The 19,379-nt window shown below is 72.7% G+C and carries 20 protein-coding genes; 14 read left to right on the top strand and 6 right to left on the bottom strand.

The window, feature by feature from the left end; all coding sequences use genetic code 11:
* Nucleotides 1–62: 62 nt before the first annotated feature.
* Nucleotides 63–797: an SseB family protein gene (locus ACZ6B8_RS27785; protein WP_471609169.1), complete on the top strand. Its 735-nt coding sequence runs from the start codon at nucleotides 63–65 to the stop codon at nucleotides 795–797.
* A gap of 43 nt (nucleotides 798–840) precedes the next feature.
* On the opposite strand, the gene ACZ6B8_RS27790 is transcribed toward ACZ6B8_RS27785, so the two are convergent.
* Entirely contained in the window at nucleotides 841–1,227 is a 387-nt protein-coding gene (locus ACZ6B8_RS27790; protein ID WP_355810411.1) for a DUF1844 domain-containing protein, read from the bottom strand.
* Between the two features lie 392 nt (nucleotides 1,228–1,619).
* On the opposite strand from ACZ6B8_RS27790, the gene infC reads away from it, so the two are divergent.
* The 10 genes from infC to ACZ6B8_RS27840 all read left to right on the top strand — a co-directional run bounded on the left by infC (nucleotide 1,620) and on the right by ACZ6B8_RS27840 (nucleotide 12,790).
* Nucleotides 1,620–2,282, top strand: a complete 663-nt coding sequence (gene infC, locus ACZ6B8_RS27795) for a translation initiation factor IF-3 (RefSeq protein WP_268775508.1) — start codon at nucleotides 1,620–1,622, stop codon at nucleotides 2,280–2,282.
* 106 nt (nucleotides 2,283–2,388) lie between these two features.
* Nucleotides 2,389–2,583: a 50S ribosomal protein L35 gene (gene rpmI / locus ACZ6B8_RS27800; RefSeq protein ID WP_007829094.1), complete on the top strand. Its 195-nt coding sequence runs from the start codon at nucleotides 2,389–2,391 to the stop codon at nucleotides 2,581–2,583.
* 94 nt (nucleotides 2,584–2,677) lie between these two features.
* Complete coding sequence (rplT, locus tag ACZ6B8_RS27805; RefSeq protein ID WP_362371362.1) at nucleotides 2,678–3,064, top strand: 50S ribosomal protein L20; 387 nt, start codon at nucleotides 2,678–2,680, stop codon at nucleotides 3,062–3,064.
* Between the two features lie 169 nt (nucleotides 3,065–3,233).
* Nucleotides 3,234–4,061: a TrmH family RNA methyltransferase gene (locus tag ACZ6B8_RS27810; protein ID WP_471080650.1), complete on the top strand. Its 828-nt coding sequence runs from the start codon at nucleotides 3,234–3,236 to the stop codon at nucleotides 4,059–4,061.
* Nucleotides 4,062–4,156: 95 nt separating this feature from the next.
* Nucleotides 4,157–5,299: a sensor histidine kinase gene (locus ACZ6B8_RS27815; protein WP_471609049.1), complete on the top strand. Its 1,143-nt coding sequence runs from the start codon at nucleotides 4,157–4,159 to the stop codon at nucleotides 5,297–5,299.
* A 158-nt stretch (nucleotides 5,300–5,457) separates the two neighbouring features.
* A complete protein-coding gene (gene pheS / locus ACZ6B8_RS27820) occupies nucleotides 5,458–6,588 on the top strand; it encodes a phenylalanine--tRNA ligase subunit alpha (RefSeq protein ID WP_471080656.1) in 1,131 nt (376 codons plus the stop codon).
* Entirely contained in the window at nucleotides 6,588–9,134 is a 2,547-nt protein-coding gene (pheT, locus tag ACZ6B8_RS27825; RefSeq protein ID WP_471080659.1) for a phenylalanine--tRNA ligase subunit beta, read from the top strand. The genes pheS and pheT overlap by 1 nt, the downstream gene beginning before the upstream one ends.
* 356 nt (nucleotides 9,135–9,490) lie before the next feature.
* A complete protein-coding gene (locus ACZ6B8_RS27830) occupies nucleotides 9,491–10,480 on the top strand; it encodes a PP2C family protein-serine/threonine phosphatase (RefSeq protein WP_471609170.1) in 990 nt (329 codons plus the stop codon).
* 298 nt (nucleotides 10,481–10,778) lie between these two features.
* On the top strand, nucleotides 10,779–12,128 hold the full coding sequence (locus tag ACZ6B8_RS27835) for a transcriptional regulator (protein WP_471080665.1): 1,350 nt from the start codon (nucleotides 10,779–10,781) through the stop codon (nucleotides 12,126–12,128).
* Nucleotides 12,129–12,247: 119 nt separating this feature from the next.
* A complete protein-coding gene (locus ACZ6B8_RS27840) occupies nucleotides 12,248–12,790 on the top strand; it encodes an NUDIX hydrolase (protein ID WP_471080668.1) in 543 nt (180 codons plus the stop codon).
* Here ACZ6B8_RS27840 and ACZ6B8_RS27845 read toward each other — a convergent pair whose 3' ends face one another.
* Together ACZ6B8_RS27845 and ACZ6B8_RS27850 are read right to left on the bottom strand one after the other, a co-directional pair.
* The gene (locus ACZ6B8_RS27845) at nucleotides 12,791–13,048 is read right to left on the bottom strand and encodes a hypothetical protein (RefSeq protein WP_471080671.1); all 258 of its coding nucleotides are present in this window, start codon (nucleotides 13,046–13,048) and stop codon (nucleotides 12,791–12,793) included.
* A gap of 199 nt (nucleotides 13,049–13,247) precedes the next feature.
* Nucleotides 13,248–14,108 carry a 3-hydroxybutyryl-CoA dehydrogenase gene (locus tag ACZ6B8_RS27850; protein WP_355810435.1) on the bottom strand — a complete coding sequence of 287 codons (861 nt, stop codon included), beginning with the start codon at nucleotides 14,106–14,108 and terminating at the stop codon, nucleotides 13,248–13,250.
* Nucleotides 14,109–14,290: 182 nt separating this feature from the next.
* Between ACZ6B8_RS27850 and ACZ6B8_RS27855 the strand changes: the two genes are divergently transcribed.
* Complete coding sequence (locus ACZ6B8_RS27855; protein WP_471080675.1) at nucleotides 14,291–15,526, top strand: glycoside hydrolase family 10-like protein; 1,236 nt, start codon at nucleotides 14,291–14,293, stop codon at nucleotides 15,524–15,526.
* 9 nt (nucleotides 15,527–15,535) lie between these two features.
* Here the strand turns inward: ACZ6B8_RS27855 and ACZ6B8_RS27860 are convergent, their stop codons facing one another.
* The gene (locus ACZ6B8_RS27860) at nucleotides 15,536–15,730 is read right to left on the bottom strand and encodes a DUF1918 domain-containing protein (protein ID WP_471080678.1); all 195 of its coding nucleotides are present in this window, start codon (nucleotides 15,728–15,730) and stop codon (nucleotides 15,536–15,538) included.
* Nucleotides 15,731–15,826: 96 nt separating this feature from the next.
* Nucleotides 15,827–16,810 carry a DMT family transporter gene (locus tag ACZ6B8_RS27865; protein ID WP_471080681.1) on the bottom strand — a complete coding sequence of 328 codons (984 nt, stop codon included), beginning with the start codon at nucleotides 16,808–16,810 and terminating at the stop codon, nucleotides 15,827–15,829.
* On the opposite strand from ACZ6B8_RS27865, the gene ACZ6B8_RS27870 reads away from it, so the two are divergent.
* Both ACZ6B8_RS27870 and ACZ6B8_RS27875 read left to right on the top strand, forming a co-directional pair.
* Complete coding sequence (locus ACZ6B8_RS27870) at nucleotides 16,809–18,245, top strand: aminotransferase-like domain-containing protein (protein WP_471609050.1); 1,437 nt, start codon at nucleotides 16,809–16,811, stop codon at nucleotides 18,243–18,245. The two genes, ACZ6B8_RS27865 and ACZ6B8_RS27870, sit on opposite strands and share 2 nt — an antisense overlap.
* A 103-nt stretch (nucleotides 18,246–18,348) precedes the next feature.
* The gene (locus tag ACZ6B8_RS27875; protein ID WP_471609051.1) at nucleotides 18,349–18,786 is read left to right on the top strand and encodes a GNAT family N-acetyltransferase; all 438 of its coding nucleotides are present in this window, start codon (nucleotides 18,349–18,351) and stop codon (nucleotides 18,784–18,786) included.
* 30 nt (nucleotides 18,787–18,816) lie between these two features.
* Here ACZ6B8_RS27875 and ACZ6B8_RS27880 read toward each other — a convergent pair whose 3' ends face one another.
* Complete coding sequence (locus ACZ6B8_RS27880) at nucleotides 18,817–19,332, bottom strand: DUF6314 family protein (RefSeq protein WP_471609052.1); 516 nt, start codon at nucleotides 19,330–19,332, stop codon at nucleotides 18,817–18,819.
* Nucleotides 19,333–19,379 lie beyond the last annotated feature (47 nt).

Consider the following 19,379-nt stretch of genomic DNA (forward strand, 5'->3'; position numbering starts at 1 on the left):
GGAGCCCCGGGCGACCGACCGGGACGGCACGGCCACTCTGTAGGGTCGACGCCGTGGCGAACATGGCGAACAAGAACATTCCCGACCCGGGCTTCTCCGACGACGACGGCACGGCCGACCCGCGACTGGCCGCGGCGCTCGCCGCCTGGTCGAAGGACCGCACGGCGCACGGCCCCGTCCTCGCGGCCCTGGCCGGCGCCCGGCTCCTCGTCCCCGTCGTCGCCGTGCTCGGCGAGGTCGAGGAGGACGAGAACGGGCTGCGCCGCGAGAAGACCAGCGACATGGCGGTGCCCACCCTCAAGGCGGGCGACCGCAAAGCGCTGCCCGCCTTCACCTCCATCGAGGCGCTCGCCCTGTGGGACCCGGCGGCCCGCCCCGTCGCCGTTCCGCTGCCCCAGGCGCTGCAGGCGGCCGTCCACGAGCAGGCCGACACCATCGTCCTCGACCTCGCGGGCCCCGTCCCCTACGAACTGGGCCGCTCCGCCCTGCTCGCCCTCGCCGAGGGCCGCGCCAGCGCCGACCCGCTCGCCGACCCCGCCGTCACCGACGCGGTGCGCGCGGCCGTCGCCGCCGAGCCCGCCGTGCTTCGCGCCCACCTCGGCCCCGGCCAGGCGGACGGCACTCTCGCCCTGGTCCTCGACCCCGCCGCGGAGCCCGCGGAGGCCGCCCAGCGGGTGGCCCGGCGGATCGCCGCCGACGAAACACTGAGGGCCCGCCTGGTGCGCGGTCTCGACCTGGCACTCCTGCCGGCCGAGGCGACGCCGCCGGGCGAGCCCCTCTACGTACGTACGGTGTGAAGCCACGTACGCACGCGTCAGCACGTACGTACGGTGTGACGGGTCAGCCGTAGACCGGGCCCGTGTACTTCTCGCCCGGGCCCTGGCCCGGCTCGTCCGCCACCAGCGACGCCTCGCGGAACGCCAGCTGCAGCGACTTCAGGCCGTCCCGCAGCGGCGCCGCGTGGAACGAGCTGATCTCCGTGGCGCTCGCGTCCATCAGGCCGGCCAGCGAGTGGATCAGCTTGCGGGCCTCGTCCAGGTCCTTGTGGCCCTCGCCGCCCTCGGCGAGGCCGAGGTTCACGGCCGCGGCGCTCATCAGGTGGACCGCCACCGTGGTGATCACCTCGACCGCGGGGACGTCCGCGATGTCACGGGTCAGGGTGTCGAAGTCGGGGGAGTCGGGCCCGGGGACCGCGGGGGACTCGGGGGTGGGGGTCGCGTCGCTCATGCCCTCCACGATATGCCGAGCCCCGTACGGCCCCGGCCGCGGGAGTCCCGTGCGCGTCGGTTCGCCCCACCCCCGCGGAGCTGCTAACCTTGTGTGACGACCGGCCGGATACCCGCGTGTCAGCGCGAGACCCGGCCCACAAGTGGAGGCTCCGATCTCCCACCTGGCCGCTCCTAGGGGCGGCGGGTCACCGGTCAGGCGGCCGAAGTCCCCGAGGCTTCGGGTCGCCCGATGTGCGCCCCGCGATCACCGCGGAGGTGCTCCGGTAGTACGTGGAGCCCCTTCAGTGTGATCGGTCGGGGCATTTTTTGTGGCCTCGTTCGGTTGGTCCAGTCAACAGACGTAACGCGGCTGTCCGCCAGACGGTCGCGTGGTGCTACCGAGGAGGATCCATCAGCGCCGAGCCCCGCATCAACGACCGGATTCGCGTTCCCGAGGTGCGACTTGTCGGTCCCAGCGGCGAGCAGGTCGGGATTGTTCCGCTTGCCAAGGCCCTGGAGCTTGCACAGGAGTACGACCTTGACCTGGTCGAGGTGGCCGCCACCGCGCGCCCGCCGGTCTGCAAGCTCATGGACTACGGCAAGTTCAAGTACGAGTCGGCCATGAAGGCCCGTGAGGCGCGCAAGAACCAGGCGCACACGGTCATCAAGGAGATGAAGCTCCGGCCGAAGATCGACCCGCACGACTATGACACCAAGAAGGGTCATGTCGTCCGGTTCCTCAAGCAGGGCGACAAGGTCAAGATCACGATCATGTTCCGTGGTCGCGAGCAGTCCCGCCCCGAGCTGGGCTTCCGACTGCTGCAGCGTCTCGCTTCGGACGTCGAGGACCTTGGGTTCATCGAGTCGAACCCGAAGCAGGACGGCCGAAACATGATCATGGTTCTCGGTCCGCACAAGAAGAAGACCGAGGCGATGGCCGAGGCCCGTGAGGCCCAGGCGGCTCGCAAGGCGGACGCGAAGGCCAACCCGGGCCGCTCGCAGAACTCCGCCGAGGGAGAGGAGCTCGACGAAGCTCCCGCCGAGGCCCCGGCCGAGGCTCCTGCCGAGGCCTGATCCCCCGGACGTGAGTCCAGGGGACGCCAACCGATACATATGGCTCCCGGATGCCCGGTTTCACGACCGGGCATCGGAGTGCCACTGACGAGGAGAGAACGGCGCTATGCCGAAGAACAAGTCGCACAGCGGTGCCAGCAAGCGCTTCAAGGTCACCGGCTCCGGCAAGGTGCTCCGCGAGCGCGCCGGCAAGCGCCACCTGCTCGAGCACAAGTCGTCCCGTCTGACGCGTCGCCTCACCGGCAACGCCGAGATGGCCCCGGGCGACGCCAAGAAGATCAAGAAGCTTCTCGGCAAGTGAGTCCGGGCGCGGATCGCGCCTGAACTCTGACCGGGACCCAATCGATATCGGGCCGTGTGAGTCCAACCACGGCCCCGCTACAAGGAGTTAACAAGTGGCACGCGTCAAGCGGGCAGTCAACGCCCACAAGAAGCGTCGGGCGATCCTCGAAGCGGCCAGCGGCTACCGCGGCCAGCGGTCGCGCCTGTACCGCAAGGCCAAGGAGCAGGTCACCCACTCCCTGGTCTACAACTACAACGACCGCAAGAAGCGCAAGGGCGACTTCCGTCAGCTGTGGATCCAGCGCATCAACGCCGCTGCCCGCCAGAACGGCATGACGTACAACCGCCTCATCCAGGGTCTGAAGGCCGCCAACATCGAGGTGGACCGCAAGATCCTCGCGGAGCTGGCCGTCAACGACGAGAACGCGTTCGCCGCGCTCGTCGAGGTCGCGCAGAAGGCGCTGCCGTCGGACGTCAACGCGCCCAAGGCTGCCGCCTGAGCCGTGCGTCTCTGAACGCCCTCCTCGGACCCGCAGGCCACCCGTGGCCTGCGGGTCCGAGTGCGTAGGTCGGCTAGGTCGGCTGTTCCCCGCGGGCCGTGGGGGCTTGTCGCGCAGTTCCCCCGCGCCCCTATGGGGCGCTCAACCCCCGCTCCACGAAGGTGAGTCCATGCCCGCCGCCCCCGAGTTGATCTCCCCCAGGTCGCCCCGCGTCAGTGCCGCGCGGCGGCTGGCCAAGCGGAACTTCCGGGGCAAGGAGCGGCTGTTCCTCGCCGAGGGGCCGCAGGCCGTACGGGAGGCCGCCGGGCACGGGCGGACGCTCGTCGAGCTGTTCGGCACCGTCGACGCCGCCGAGCGGTACGCCGACATCGTGGCCGAGGCCCGCGCCGCCGGGGCCCGGGTGCACCTCGCCGACGAGGACGTCATCGCCGACATCTCGACCACGGTCACCCCGCAGGGCCTGGTCGGCGTCTGCCGCTTCCTCGACGTGCCCTTCGAGGAGATCCTCGCCGCACGCCCGAAGCTCGTCGCCGTCCTCGCCCACGTGCGCGACCCCGGCAACGCCGGGACCGTGCTGCGCTGCGCGGACGCCGCGGGCGCCGACGCCGTGATCCTCACCGACGCCTCGGTGGACCTCTACAACCCCAAGTCGGTGCGCGCGTCCGTCGGTTCGCACTTCCATCTCCCCGTCGCCGTCGGCGTCCCCGTCGAGCAGGCCGTCCAGGGGCTGAAGGACGCGGGCGTCCGGATCCTCGCCGCCGACGGGGCGGGCGAGGACGACCTCGACACCGAACTCGACCGGGGCACCATGGGCACCCCCACCGCCTGGGTCTTCGGCAACGAGGCCTGGGGCCTGCCGGAGGAGACCCGCGCACTCGCCGACGCCGTGGTGCGCGTTCCGATCCACGGCAGAGCCGAAAGCCTCAACCTCGCGACGGCCGCGGCCGTGTGCCTCTACGCGTCCGCCCGCGCCCAGCGCGCCCGCGGTCCTCGCTGAGGGGGTCCGCTCGGTCACATCGAGCTAGTAGTGTGACGGCCTCGGGGGCGCAGGGAGGCACCCCCACCGACAGTGCGAGAGGTGGGGTACGGGGCATGAGTGTCGGCACGAGCAGAGCACCGGGAGTGCGGGACGTGGTCCGTGCCCGCGCGGACCACGACGCCCCCGGTGCCCTCGGCGACCTCGGACTCGACCCGGACGAGCTGCCCGACGGACTCGTCGTCGCCGACGAGGCGGGCCGCATCATCTGCTTCAACGCGGCGGCGGTACGGATCACCGCAGTCCCCGCGGCCGACGCCCTCGGCACCCCGCTGGAGCACGCGCTTCCGTTAGAAGACCTCGAGGGCCGCCGCTGGTGGCAGCTGACCGATCCCTACGGCGGCCTCGCCATCCGCATCGGCCAGCCCGAGCGCAACCTGCTGCTCCCCGGCGGCCGCGAGGTCCTCGTCTCCGCCCGCTACGTACGCACCGCCCGCACCGGGCCCGTACGCCGGGTGATCGTCTCCCTGCGGGACACCGAGGCCCGCCGCCGCACCGAGCGCAGCCACGCCGAGCTGATCGCCACCGTCGCGCACGAGCTCCGCTCCCCGCTCACCTCCGTCAAGGGCTTCACCGCGACGCTGCTCGCCAAGTGGGAGCGGTTCACCGACGACCAGAAGAAACTGATGCTGGAGACCGTCGACGCCGACGCCAACCGCGTCACCCGGCTGATCGCCGAGCTCCTCGACATCTCCCGCATCGACTCAGGACGCCTGGAGCTGCGCCGCCAGCCCGTCGACATAGGCGCCGCCGTCGGCCGCCACATCCAGGCGTACGTCGCCTCCGGGCAGGACCCGGACCGCTTCCTCGTCCGGGTCGCGCAGCCGCTGCCCGACTGCTGGGCGGACCCCGACAAGATCGACCAGGTGCTCAGCAACCTGCTGGAAAATGCGGTGCGCCACGGCGAGGGAACCGTCACCATCGAGGTGGCCGCCTCCTCCTCGGCACGCGAGCGGGGCGGCGCCGAGACCGCCGTGACCGTGAGCGACGAGGGTCCCGGCATTCCGGAGGAGTCGATGGGCCGCGTCTTCACCCGCTTCTGGCGGGGCAGCAAGCGCGGCGGGACGGGACTGGGGTTGTACATCGTGAAGGGCATCGTGGAGGTGCACGGCGGGACGATCACCGTCGGCCGCGCTCCCGGCGGCGGCGCCCGGTTCCGATTTACGTTGCCCGTGGGGGCCCCGGCGTATCTCCAGTGACCCTGCTGAGGACGCCCCGAGCAGCCCGCGGGCTCATGCGTTCACCGCACCCCCGTTAGACTCGGTGGTTGGCACTTTGTGTCCCCGCACCTGGGACAGCTTGTCTCCGAGTTGTTGACGGGGACCCATCCGCCAGCCAATCGGAAGCACGGGAAGAGATGTCGGCACCGAACAAGTCGTACGACCCTGTTGAGGTCGAGGCACTGAAACCTGAAGAGATCGAGCGCATGCGGGACGAGGCGCTCGCCGCCATCGCCGCCGCGGACACGCTCGACGCGCTCCAGGAGGCCAAGGTCGCGCACACCGGCGGGACCTCGCCGCTGGCGCTCGCCAACCGCGAGATCGGCGCGCTGCCGCCGCAGGCCAAGGCCGAGGCGGGCAAGCGCGTCGGCATGGCGCGCGGCGCCGTGAGCAAGGCCCTGGCCGCCCGCCAGACCGAGCTCGAGGCGGAGCGCGACGCCCGCGTCCTGGTCGAGGAGGCGGTGGACGTCACGCTGCCCTACGACCGCACTCCCGCCGGCGCCCGGCACCCGCTCACCACCTTCATGGAGCGCGTCGCCGACGTCTTCGTGGCCATGGGCTACGAGGTCGCCGAGGGCCCCGAGGTCGAGGCGGAGTGGTTCAACTTCGACGCCCTCAACTTCACGCCCGACCACCCGGCCCGGCAGATGCAGGACACCTTCTTCGTCCAGGGCCCGGACGGCGGGACCGGCGACGAGTCCGGTGTCGTGCTGCGCACGCACACCTCGCCCGTGCAGGCCCGCTCGCTCATCGAGCGCCGTGAGCCGCCGGTCTACGTCGTCTGCCCCGGCCGCGTGTACCGCACGGACGAGCTCGACGCCACGCACACCCCGGTCTTCCACCAGATCGAGCTGCTCGCCGTCGACGAGGGTCTGACCATGGCCGACCTCAAGGGCACCCTGGACCACATGGTCCAGTCGCTCTTCGGCCCGGACATGAAGACCCGCCTGCGGCCGAACTTCTTCCCGTTCACCGAGCCGTCCGCCGAGATGGACATGGTCTGCTACGTCTGCCGCGGCGAGTCCGTCGGCAACCCCGACCGCCCCTGCCGCACCTGCGGCAGCGAGGGCTGGATCGAGCTCGGCGGCTGCGGCATGGTCAACCCCAAGGTGCTCACCGCCTGCGGCGTCGACCCCCAGAAGTACAGCGGATTCGCCTTCGGGTTCGGCATCGAACGGATGCTGATGTTCCGCCACAACGTCGAAGACATGCGAGACATGGTCGAGGGTGACATCCGGTTCACCCGGCCGTTCGGGATGGAGATCTGATGCGGGTCCCGCTTTCCTGGCTGCGGGAGTACGTCGACCTCCCCGCCACCGAGACCGGCCGTGACGTGCAGGCCAAGCTGATCGAGGTCGGCCTCGAGGTCGAGACCGTCGAGCAGCTCGGCGCCGGCCTCAAGGGCCCGCTCGTCGTGGGCAAGGTCCTCACCATCGAGGAGCTGGAGGGCTTCAAGAAGCCCATCCGCTTCTGCACCGTCGACGTCGGCGCCGCCAACGGCACCGGCGAGCCGCAGGAGATCGTCTGCGGCGCCCGGAACTTCGCCGTCGGCGACAAGGTCGTCGTGGTGCTGCCCGGCGCCGTCCTGCCCGGCGACTTCGCCATCGCCGCCCGCAAGACGTACGGCAAGACCTCGCACGGCATGATCTGCTCCGGCGGCGAGCTGGGCATGGGCGACGACGGCAGCGGCGGCATCATCGTCCTGCCGCCCGAGCACGAGGCCGGCACCGACGCCATCGAGCTCCTGGAGCTCGTCGACGAGGTCCTCGACATCGCCGTCACGCCCGACCGGGGCTATGCCCTGTCGATGCGCGGTGTCGCCCGCGAGACCGCCATCGCGTACGGCCTGCCGCTGCGCGACCCGGCCCTGCTCGACGTGCCCGCGCCGAACTCCTTCGGCTACCCGGTCAAGATCGCCGACCCGATCGGCTGCGACCGCTTCACCGCGCGCACCGTCACCGGTCTGCAGCCCGGGGCCCGCTCCCCGATCTGGCTGCAGCGCCGGCTGCAGAAGGTCGGCATGCGCCCGATCTCGCTCGCCGTCGACATCACCAACTACGTGATGATGGAGCTCGGCCAGCCCCTGCACGCGTACGACCGCTCCCGCGTCCAGGGCGCGATCGGCGTGCGCCGGGCCGAGCAGGGCGAGAAGCTCACCACCCTCGACGGCGCCAAGCGCGTCCTGGACGCCGAGGACCTGGTCATCACCGACGACCGCGGTCCCATCGGCCTCGCGGGCGTCATGGGCGGCGCCAACACCGAGATCGCCGACTCCGAGAGCCCGGCGTTCGACCCGACCGGGACGGCGGCCGCCGAGGCCCGCGGCACCACCGAGGTGGTGATCGAGGCCGCGCACTTCGACGCGATCTCCATCGCCCGCACCGCGCGCCGCCACAAGCTGGCCTCCGAGGCGTCCAAGCGCTTCGAGCGCGGCGTCGACCCGCAGGCCGCGGCCGCCGCCGCGCAGCGCACCGTCGACCTGCTCGTGCTCCTCGCGGGCGGCAGCGCAGAGGCCGGCGTCACCGAGGTCATCGCCCCGACCGCGCCGCGCACGATCACCATGCCGGCCGACCACCCGGACAAGGTCGCCGGCGTCGCCTACGGCCGCGAGACCGTCGTGCGCCGCCTCCAGCAGGTCGGCTGCGACGTCTACGGGCAGGACGCGCTGACCGTCACCGTGCCGTCCTGGCGCCCCGACCTCGCCGAGCCGAACGACCTCGCCGAGGAGGTCATCCGCCTGGAGGGGTACGAGAACCTCCCCTCGACGCTGCCCAAGCCCCCCGCGGGCCGCGGCCTCACCGAGCGGCAGCGGCTGCACCGCAGGGTCGGCCGCGCGCTGGCCGGCGCCGGTTTCGTCGAGGCGCTCAGCTACCCCTTCCTCGGCGAGGCCGCCTTCGACCAGCTCCAGCTGGCCGAGGACGACCCCGACCGCCGCGTCGTGAAGCTGGTCAACCCGCTCTCCGACGAGGAGCCCGCGCTCCGTACGACGCTGCTGCCCGGACTGCTCGCCGCGCTGCGCCGCAACGACGGCCGCGGCAGCCACGACCTGGCGCTCTTCGAGACCGGCCTGGTCTTCCACCCGCGGGACGAGCTGAAGGTCGCGGTGCGCCTGCCCGTCGACCGGCGCCCCACCGACGAGGAGATCGCGTCCCTGACCGACGCGCTGCCCGTCCAGCCCCGGCACGCCGCCGTCGTCCTCGCGGGCGCCCGAGAGCAGGCCGGCTGGTGGGGCAAGGGCCGCCCGGCGGACTGGGCCGACGCCGTGGAGTCGGCGCGGACCATCGCCCGGGAGGCCGGCGTCGAGCTCATCGTCGACCAGGGCCAGTACGGCCCGTGGCACCCCGGCCGGTGCGCCGAGCTGAAGGTCGTCGTCGACGGCGAGATCGTCACCGTCGGCCACGCGGGCGAGCTGCACCCGCGCGCCGTGAAGGCGTTCGGTGTGCCCGCGCGCACCTGCGCGATGGAGCTCGACCTGGACCTGCTCGAGTCGGCGCGCGACGGGGTCGTCCGGGCGCCGCGCATCTCCACCTTCCCGGTCGCCACCCAGGACGTCGCCCTGGTGGTCGACGCCGCGGTGCCCGCCGCCGTCGTCGAGTACTACCTGCGCGGCGGCGCGGGCGAGCTCCTGGAGTCCATCCGGCTGTTCGACGTCTTCGAGGGCGAGCAGATCGGCGAGGGCAAGAAGTCCCTGGCCTACGCGCTGCGCTTCCGCGCGGCCGACCGCACGCTGACCGTCGACGAGGCCTCCGCGGCGCGTGACGCGGCCGTCGCGTGCGCGGCCGAGGCGACGGGCGCGGTGCTGCGCGGAGCGTAGTCACCGCCCGTAGCCGACACCAGGCGCATCAGGGGCGTACCGAGGGGCTTGTCCGGACCACCGGGCAAGCCCCTCACTCGTTCGGGTGACTAGGGGCGTCACCCCCGTCCGATCGGACCACACGGTCGACAGAATCGGTCCGGCCGTAGGGGCCGGCCTGCGCGCGGACACGCCCTAGGGGGGCCGACGGCATGATGCGGATCAGAGCGGGCGTGCCCCGCCGGGACGTGCTCCGGACCGGGCGACGCGGCCGGCGCCCTCGAAGGATCACCCGCATCCTCCCGCGGGTGCTGCGCGGGGCCCGCCCGGCACGGTGCCGCTGGGGCCGGCGCGTGTTCTCGCTGGGCCTGCCCACCATGTGGGGCGCCGTCGCCGTCACGTACAAGCTGACCTGTCCGCTGGCGCAGCAGGAGGGCATGGAGGCGCGGATCGTCAGCAGCGCCGTCTTCTTCGCCGTCGGCACCGGACTCGTCCTGCACGTCCGGCGCGCGCTGGTGCGGGAGCTGCGGCAGGTCAAGGAGGTCGCGGGCGCCGCGCAGAACGTGCTCCTGCGCCCGCTGCCGCCCTGCGTCGAGGGGCTCGCGCTTGCCGCCGGGCGGCTCTCCGCCTCGCGGGGCGCCTCGGTCGGCGGGGATCTGTACGAGGTGGCCGCCACCGAGTACGGGGTCCGGATCGTGATGGGCGACGTGCGCGGGCACGGTCTGCCCGCCATCGGGACCGTCGCCGCCCTCCTCGGCAGCTTCCGCGAGGCGGCTCACGACGAGCCCGAACTGCCGCTGGTGTTGCGCCGGTTGGAGCGCGCCCACGGCCGGCATCTGCGGGAGCGTGCGCGCACCGAGCAGCTCATGGGCGGGGCAGCGGCGGTGGATGCCCCGCCCGCCGAGGAGTTCGTCACCGTGCTGCTCCTGGAGATCAGCGAGGAGGGCGAGATCTCCGCGCTCAACTGCGGGCACCCCTGGCCGCATCTGCTGAGCGGGCACGCACGGCCGCTGACGGACGCCGACCCGCTGCCGCCGCTCGGCCCCTTCCCGCTCCCGGCCGAACTGCCCGTACTGCGCTGCGGGACGCTCCTGCCCGGTGAGGCGCTCATCCTGCACACCGACGGCATGGAGGACGAGCGGAACGCCGCGGGTGCCTTCTTCCCGCTGCGGGCCGCCCTCACCGAGGCCGCCCGCGGCCGGCCCGTCGCGCCACAGGCCCTGGTCCGCGCGGTCTACGCCCGACTGGCGCGCCACGCGGGCCGGTTGCCGTCCGACGACGTGGCCCTGCTCGTGGTGCGCAACGACCGGCCGCGGGTGCCCGCGCGGCCGGCCGAGTCCGGGCAGCACGCCCGCACGATGCGCTGATCCGACGTCAGGAGCGGACAGCGCGTCGGGAGTCGAACCGAGGGCGGCATGCGCCGTCCGCCCCGCCATGGAGTTGTCGGGCAGACGGCGGGACGGACGGCGCCCATGAGGGCCGCCGCACTGTAAGAGGGGGAGCCGGCGGCCCGGCCGGCCTCCTTAACTGATGAGGCATCTCAGTCAAGCGATTCCACACACCGTGCGGCAGAGCGCACACCCCCCGGATCCGGGCACTCCGTTCACACCCCGTGTGAAGGGGCCTGGACTACGCTGAACAGCACCGAGCCACCGGAGGGCATCCATGCAGCCCAACACCCTGCTCGACGCGATCCTCGACGAAGCGGGCATCTCCCACGCGGGACTCGCCGCACACGTGAACCAGGCGGGCAAGTCCAGAGGACTCGCGTTGCGGTACGAACACACGGCCGTCTCCCGCTGGTTGAAGGGGCAGCGCCCACGCGGTCAGGTGCCCGACCTGATCTGTGAGGTGCTCGCCGCCCGGCTGCAGCGGCCCGTCACCCTCGACGACATCGGCCTCGGCCTGCCCGGTGTACCCGCCGCCCGGGTCGGCTCGACGTCCTCCACGCTCTCCGGCTTCGTGGAACGGGCGACGGCCCTGTGGCGGTCCGACGAACAGCAGCGCCCGCATCTGCTCGGCGCGCCCGCCGTCACCGGCACGCCCGCGGTGATGCCCGTCTGGGAGTGGGAGAACCCGCCCGAGGACGTCGACGTCTCGCGCGGCGGGCGCCACCCGGTTAGCACGGCCGACATCGAGATGATGCGCGCCGCCCGCGCCCACTACGAGCAGATGTACCGCAAGACCGGCGGCATCGCGACCCGCACCCGCATCGTCGGCTTCCTCAACGCCGAGGCCGCACCGCTGCTGCGCGGCAGCTACACCGACGAGATGGGCCGCCAACTGCACCGCTCCACCGGCGGGTTGGTGGCCATAGCCGGGATCTGTGCCTATGACTCCGACGCGCACGGCCTCGCCCAGCGCTATTTCCACCAGGCGCTGCGGCTGGCGAAGGCCAGCGGTGACATGGGGCTCGGGGCGTATGTGATCGCGCTGCTCGTCAACCAGTCCCTGTTCATGCGCGAGTACCGCCAGGCCGTGGCGTTCGCGGAGGCCGCGCTGCGGGCCGCGGGGCGCGATCTCACCCCGGCGCTCGCCTCCGACCTCTACGCGATGCAGGCCAAGGCGTACGCGCACCTGGGCGACGGCAGGAGCGCGCTGTCCTGCATCCGGCGTGCGGAGGTCGCGGCCGACCGGATCCTGCGCGGCCGTGAGCCGGACGAGACGGGCTATGTCCAGCCCGGTCTCGTCAACGTGCAAGTGGCGGAGGCACTGTTGAGCCTCGGTGACCTGGCCAGCGCCCATGAACACGCCGCTGCGGCCGTGGGTACTCCGGCGCACGACCGGGGCCGGGTGCACCGGCTCGCCATGCTCAGCCAGATCGAACTGCGGCAGGGCAACACCGATGAGGCGGTGGCCACGGCGGTGGAAATGGCGGAACAGGCCCGGGGAATGGAGTCGCAGCGGCTGCGCGACCGGCTGCGCGCGGTCCGCGAACATCTGGTGCGCAGCGACTGCGCGGGCACGGCCGAGGCCGCCGAGCTGATCGACGGGGCGCTGCGCGTACCGCTGTGACAACCGGGCGCGGCCGTTCATCCGGGTAGGCGTACGCACCGCTCCGCGCCGCACACACTCTGCTCTGACGTTCCCCCTGCTGCGATATTGCCATCTACTCGTCGGAAGGTGGCAGAACCGTGCAGTGGACGAAACAGAGCGAACAAACTGTGTATGGAAACCGGTGGTTCACGGTCAATCTCGCAGACGTCGAACTACCCGACGGCCGGCATCTCGATCACTTCCTCATACGGCTGCGGCCCGTCGCCGTGGCGACCGTCGTCAACGAGGCCAACGAAGTGCTGCTGCTGTGGCGGCACCGCTTCATCACCGACAGCTGGGGCTGGGAGCTCGCGGCCGGTGTGGTCGAGGACGGTGAGGACATCGCGTACGCGGCGGCCCGTGAGATGGAGGAGGAGACCGGCTGGCGGCCGGGACCGCTGCGGCACCTGATGAGCGTCGAACCGTCCAACGGACTCACCGACGCCCGGCACCACATCTACTGGTCCGACGAAGGGACGTACATCGGCCACCCCGAAGACGACTTCGAATCGGACCGCCGCGAGTGGGTCCCGCTCAAGCTGGTCCCCGACATGGTGGCCCGCGGCGAGGTCCCGGCCGCCAACATGGCGGCCGCTCTCCTCCTCCTGCACCATCTGCGCCTCGGCCAGGACGCGCGCTAGCTAATGGCCGATGGCCTGCCAGACCGCCACGACGATCGACGCGACAGCCGCGAGGGCGACGATCGTGGGCAGCGGCCAGCGTGTGTGCTCCAGTGCGGCGACCCGGGCCTCCATGGTCTCCACGTTCTTGGACGTCTGCTCGTCGTGTTGGGAGAGCAACGCCAGCCGTCCGTCGACGCGGGCGAGGCCCACGTCCAGGCTTCGGCGTAACTCCGCGAGTTCTTCCGGGACCACGGCACTCTCGCCGTCGGTGGTCACGAGTCCACTCCTCTCTGTAGTGGCGCGTCCCCCCTTCATCCGCACGGGCAGTCAACTCGCGTGGTGACCAGGGCGGGAGAGTGTGCGATGGGCATATGCGAGCCCCCTGCGCACACGGTGTGTGAACGCCGCGGGCCCGGCACTCGCAGAGTGCCGGGCCCGTCGTGCACGGAGCGTGTCCGCGCGGGGAGTGAATGCGTCAGGCGTACGTGTAGAAGCCCGAGCCGGACTTCCGGCCGAGGCGGCCGGCGTCCACCATCCGCTGCAGCAGCGGGGGAGCGGCGTACAGCGGCTCCTTGTACTCCATGTACATGGAGTCGGCGACCGAGGCGACCGTGTCCAGGCCGATCAGGTCGGAGAGCTTCAGCGGGCCCATCGGGTGGGCGCAGCCCATCTCCATGCCGTTGTCGATGTCCTCGCGGCTCGCGATGCCCGACTCGAACATCCGGATCGCGGAGAGCAGATACGGGATGAGCAGCGCGTTGACCACGAAGCCCGAGCGGTCCTGGGCGCGGATCGCGTGCTTGCCGAGGATCTTCTCGACCACGGCCTGGGCGCGGCTGATGGTGCCCTCGGACGTGGTCAGCGCCGGGATCAGCTCGACGAGCTGCTGCACCGGGGCGGGGTTGAAGAAGTGGATGCCGATGACCTGGTCCGGACGCGAGGTCGCGACGGCCAGCTTCACCAGCGGGATGGAGGAGGTGTTGGAGGCGAGGATCGCGTCCTGCCGGGTCACCACCTGGTCGAGCACCTGGAAGATCTCGGTCTTGACCTGCTCGTTCTCCACCACGGCCTCGATGACCAGGTCCCGGTCGGCGAACTCGCCGAGGTCGGTGGTGAAGCTGAGGCGCTCGAGGGTCGCGTCGCGCTCCTCCTCGGAGATCTTGCCGCGCTCGGCCGCCTTGGAGAGCGAGTTGTACAGCCGCGTGCGGCCGATCTCCAGAGCCTCGCCGGTGGTCTCCGCGACCTTCACATCCAGTCCGGAGCGGGCGCAGACCTCTGCGATTCCGGCGCCCATCTGGCCACAGCCCACCACTCCGACGCGTGCGATATCGGTCATGGAGTCGGTCACCTCGTGCCTTTCGCTGATCTACGGGGCCGGCAGGTCCCCCGTATGGATGCGGTGCCTGCCTCGGCCGTGAACGTTACTCCGCAATGAAGGGTCCCCGGAGGGCCGGGTCGGGCATGCTGTGCGCAACCGGCCGGGCGTGCCGGAGGACAGCGAGCTCAGGGGGCATGCAGATGAGGCGTATGTCACGTCGGAGTTTCTCGGTGGTGGCGGCCGCGGCGGTCGCGGGCCTGGCGACGGCGGGGGACGCGGCCGCGTCCCCCGGCAGGCACCGGAGGAAGGAGCGCGAGCTGCGGGCGATGTGGCTGGCGAGCGTGGTCAACCGCGACTGGCCGTCCCGGCCGGGGCTCACGGCGGAGCAGCAGCGCGCCGAGCTCCTCGCCCACCTGGACACGGCCGTGCGGCGCAGACTCAACGCGGTGGTCTTCCAGGTGCGGCCGACGGCCGACGCGCTGTGGCCCTCGCCGTACGAGCCGTGGTCGGAGTACCTCACCGGCGTCCAGGGCCAGGACCCGGGCTGGGACCCGCTGGGCACCGCCGTGCGCGAGGCACACCGCAGGGGCCTGGAGCTGCACGCGTGGTTCAACCCCTTCCGGGTCGCCAACCACACCGACCCGTCACGGCTGGTGGCCACGCACCCCGCGCGCGTCCACCCGGACTGGGTGCTGCCGTACGGCGGGAAGCTCTACTACAACCCGGGCCTGCCCGCGGTGCGGCGCTTCGTGCAGGACGCGATGCTCGACGCGGTGCGCCGCTACCCGGTCGACGCCGTGCACTGGGACGACTACTTCTATCCGTACCCGGTCGCGGGCCAGGTCTTCGACGACGACGCGGCCTTCGAGCGGTACGGCGGCGGCTTCCCGGACCGGGCGTCCTGGCGGCGCGACAACATCGACCGGCTGGTGCGCGAGATGTCCGTCCGGGTCAAGAAGGCACGGTCGCGCACCCAGTTCGGCGTCAGCCCCTTCGCGGTCTGGCGCAACATCGCGACCGACCCGACCGGTTCGGACACCCGGGCCGGGGTGCAGACCTACGACGACCTGTACGCGGACACGCGCGGCTGGGTGAAGAAGGGCTGGCTGGACTACATCGTCCCGCAGGTCTACTGGAACATCGGGTTCGCCGCCGCGGACTACGCCAAGCTCGTCCCGTGGTGGAGCGACGTCGTGCGCGGCACGGACGTGAAGCTGTACATCGGCGAGGCCCTCTACAAGGCGGGCGACCCGGCCCAGCCCGCGGCCTGGCAGGACCCGGCCGAGCTCTCCCGCCACCTCACGTTCGCCGACGGCCGCCCCGAGGTGCGCGGGCACGTCTACTTCTCGGCGAAGGAGGTCGGCGTCGACAGAAACGGCGCGATGGACCGGGTGGTCGCCGACCACTACCAGGAGCCGGCGAAGCCGCCGCGCTGATCCCAGCCGTCAGGTGGCCGGGCCCTGATGCCGTACGACGGTGTCGGGGCCCGGCGACAGCAGGGTCTCGTGGCCGTCCTCGAAGCGGACGCGGAACGGCGGCCCGCCGTCCGCGCCGAGCACCTCGACGACCCGCGCGACGCGGTCGTGCTGCCCGACGATCCTGCCGTGCAGCACCAGGTCGTCGCCAACCGTTGCACGCATCTGGAGTGCCCCCTCGTCCCGCTCTGCGGTCGCGATCCGTGGCGGCAAGTGTACGACGGGTGGCGGGAGTTGAGGCCCTGTCGGGCGGGCGTGGGGTCAGTCCCGGGCGCGCTGGGTGACCGCGATGCACACGAGGACGGCCGCCGCCGTGAGCGGTGCGGCGGGCGTGAGGTGCTCGCCGAGCAGGAACACCGACCAGACCAGGGTCAGCAGCGGCTGGGCGAGCTGCAGCTGGCTGGCCCTCGGCACGCCGATCTCCGCCATGCCGCGGTACCAGACGACGAGGCCGAGGAACTGCGAGCCGATCGCGGAGTACAGCAGCCCGGCCGTGCTGTGCCCGGTGAGCTGGAAGGACTCGTGCGGCAGCGCGACGAGCGCGCCCACGGCGTTGAGCGGCAGGCACAGGACCAGGGCCCAGCCGATGACCTGCCAGCCCGGCATCTCGCGGGCGAGCCGGCCGCCCTCGGTGTAGCCGGCCGCGCAGATCAGCAGCGCGCCGAAGAGGTAGAGGTCGGCGGTGGTCAGGGCGCCGCCGCTCTGCTGCACGGTGAAGGCGATCACCGCGGCGGCCCCGGCGAGCGCCGCCGCCCAGAACGCGCGCGAGGGGCGCGCCCCGGTGCGCAGCACCGAGAAGACCGCGGTGGTCAGCGGGAGCAGGCCGACGACGACGGCGGCGTGCGCGGTGGTGGAGGTCTGCAGCGCGAGCGTGGTGAGCAACGGGAACCCGACGACCACTCCGGCGCCCACCACCGCGAGCCCCGCCCAGTGCCGGCGGTGCGGGACGGCGACCCGCAGGGCGAGCAGGCAGCCGCCCGCGACGAGCGCGGCGAGCGCGCCGCGCAGCGTCACGAAGCTCCAGGGGCCGATGCCTTCCAGGCCCCAGGCGGTGGAGGGGAAGGTGAGCGAGAACGCGGTGACGCCGAGAGCGGCCAGCACGGTGCCGGCGCGGCGGGAGGCGTGGGGCGCCTGCGGGGCGGGGCGCGGGGCGGCGTGTGGGGCCGGGCGGCCCGGCCCCGGCGCCTCGTCGAGGGCGGTGACCGCTATCCGGCTCGGGCGAGTAGCGCTATCCTGTGCTGTCATGCATGACAGTAGCAGTGTGGGTGAACTGGCGAAAAGGCTGAGAGTGGAGCTCGACCGCTACTCTCCGGGTGGGAAGCTGCCGTCGAGCCGGGCGCTGGTGGAGCGGTTCCGGGTGAGCCCGGTGACCGTGTCCCGCGCCTTGGCCCAGCTCGCCGCCGAGGGCCTCGTCGTCACCCGGCCCGGCGCGGGCGTCTTCCGCGCCGAGGCGCCGGTGGCCGCCGCCCCCGTCGGGGACACCTCGTGGCAGGAGGTGACGCTGAGCGCCGACGCCGCCGCCGAGCTGGTGCCGCGCTCGGTCGACGCGTCCGGCGTCCTCGCCACCCTCACCGCGCCGGCCGCGGGCATCATCGAGTTCAACGGCGGCTATCTCGCTCCCGCGCTGCAGCCCGAGCGCGCGATGGCGGCGGCACTGGCGCGGGCCGGGCGGCGGCCCGGGGCGTGGGGACGGCCGCCCGTCGACGGCCTGCCCGAGCTGCGCGCATGGTTCGCGCGGGGGATCGGCGGGCCCGTCACGGCCGCCGAGGTACTGATCACGGCGGGCGGCCAGAGCGCGCTGACGACGGCGCTGCGGGCGCTCGCCCCGCCCGGGGCGCCGGTCCTCGTCGAGTCCCCGACCTATCCGGGCCTGCTCGCCATCGCGCGGGCGGCGGGGCTGCGGCCGGTGCCCGTACCCGTCGACACGGACGGGGTGCGGCCCCACCTCCTGGCGGCCGCCTTCCGCGCGACCGGCGCCCGGGTCTTCGTCTGCCAGCCGCTCTTCCAGAACCCGACCGGCGCGGTGCTCTCCGCCGAGCGCCGCCCCGAGGTCCTGCGGATCGCCCGTGAGGCGGGCGCGTTCGTCGTCGAGGACGACTTCGTGCGCCGCCTCGTCCACGAGGACGCCGGGCCGCTGCCGCGCCCGCTCTCCTCCGACGACCGCGACGGCGTCGTCGTCCACGTCTGCTCGCTCACCAAGGCCACCTCGCCGAGCTTCCGCGTCAGCGCCCTCGCGGCCCGCGGCCCGGTCCTGGAACGGCTGCGCGCCATCCAGGTCGTCGACCACTTCTTCGTGCCGCGCCCCCTCCAGGAGGCGGCCCTCGAACTCGTCGGCTCCCCGGCCTGGCCGCGCCATCTGCGAGCGGTGGCGGGCGAGTTGAAGGAGCGCAGGGACACTATGACGGCGGCGCTCCGGCTCGACCTGCCCGAACTCGCCGTCCCGCACGTCCCGGCGGGCGGCTACAACCTGTGGCTGCGGCTGCCCGACGGCGCGGACGAGTCCGCGTTCGCCTCGGCGGCGTTGCGCGCGGGCGTGGCCGTGGCCCCGGGCCGCCCCTATTTCGCGGCCGAACCCCCGGCGGCCCACATCCGGTTGAGCTTCGCGGCGGTCGCCGGGCCCGGGGAGATCAGAGAGGGCGTACGGAGGCTGGGGGTGGCCTGCGACGAGGTGCTGGGGTGAGCCGGCGGCCGCCCGCGGGCCGGGCCGCACCGGCCCCGCAGGACCCGTCTCACCAGCCGAAAACGCTCGCCCCTGCCCGATCGTGGCTGACATGCTCGCACACATGACTGACAGGATCACGCTCCCTGACGGCTTCGAGATATCCGCCGACCCCGCCCGCATCGACGCGGCCCGCGTGCACCACTGGCTCTCCGCCGACGCGTACTGGGCGCTCGGCCGCTCGCGTGAGAAGCAGGACGCGGCGATCGCGGGGTCGCTCAACTTCGGGGTGTACGAACGGGCTTCGGGCGAACAGGTCGCGTACGCACGCGTGGTCACCGACCGGGCGACCTTCGCCTGGCTCTGTGACGTGTACGTCGCCCCGGAGGCCCGCGGCAAGGGGCTCGGCACCGCCCTCGTCGGCGCGGTCTGCGCCCACCTGGAGCCGTACGGCGTGCGCCGGACGCTGCTCGCCACCGGCGACGCGCACGGGGTCTACGAGAAGCTCGGGTTCGAGGCCCTCGAAGCGCCGGGGGACTGGATGGCACGCGGCGGCCCGTGAGGGGCGGTGCTGCGCGGGGGTACCTCCGGCTCACGCCGGCCGGCGGTACTCCGTGACGAGCAGCAGGTCCTTGGCGGGGCCGCCGACCCGCCACCGGGTGCGCCAGTGGCCGGCGTCGACCACCTCGAACTCGCCGCGATAGAGGTCGGCCGCGCAGGGATGGTCCGTCGTCCAGTGGCCCGTGCGCAGGTCGAGGTCGTGGAAGAAGCGCCCGTCGGCGAACTCCACGCGGGCGGTGCCCGCCGCCTCGCCGGGCAGGAAGCGCAGGGTGCGCTCGGCGGGGCGGGCGACGCCGTGCCAGGTGAAGGTGCCCGACTCGTGGTGGAGCAGCCCGTCCTCGTCCGGCGCGGGCAGCGGCGAGAAGAGCGTCGTACCGCTGAAGCGGCCCTCGGATCCGTCCGCGAGATCGCGGACGGTCCGCTCCACCCCCCAGGCGCCGCACAGGTGGGCCAGGACGTCCGGCACGGGGTGGAGCGGCGGGCCGGGACGTACGTCCGCCGGCCGGCCCCGGTGCGCGGCGGCCGCGCGCTCCTCGGGAAACGACATGCCCGCAGGTTACGCGGCCGCCCGCGAAGCGGACGAAAGCCCCTGGC

It is taken from the genome of Streptomyces sp. NPDC041122, from assembly GCF_055592445.1.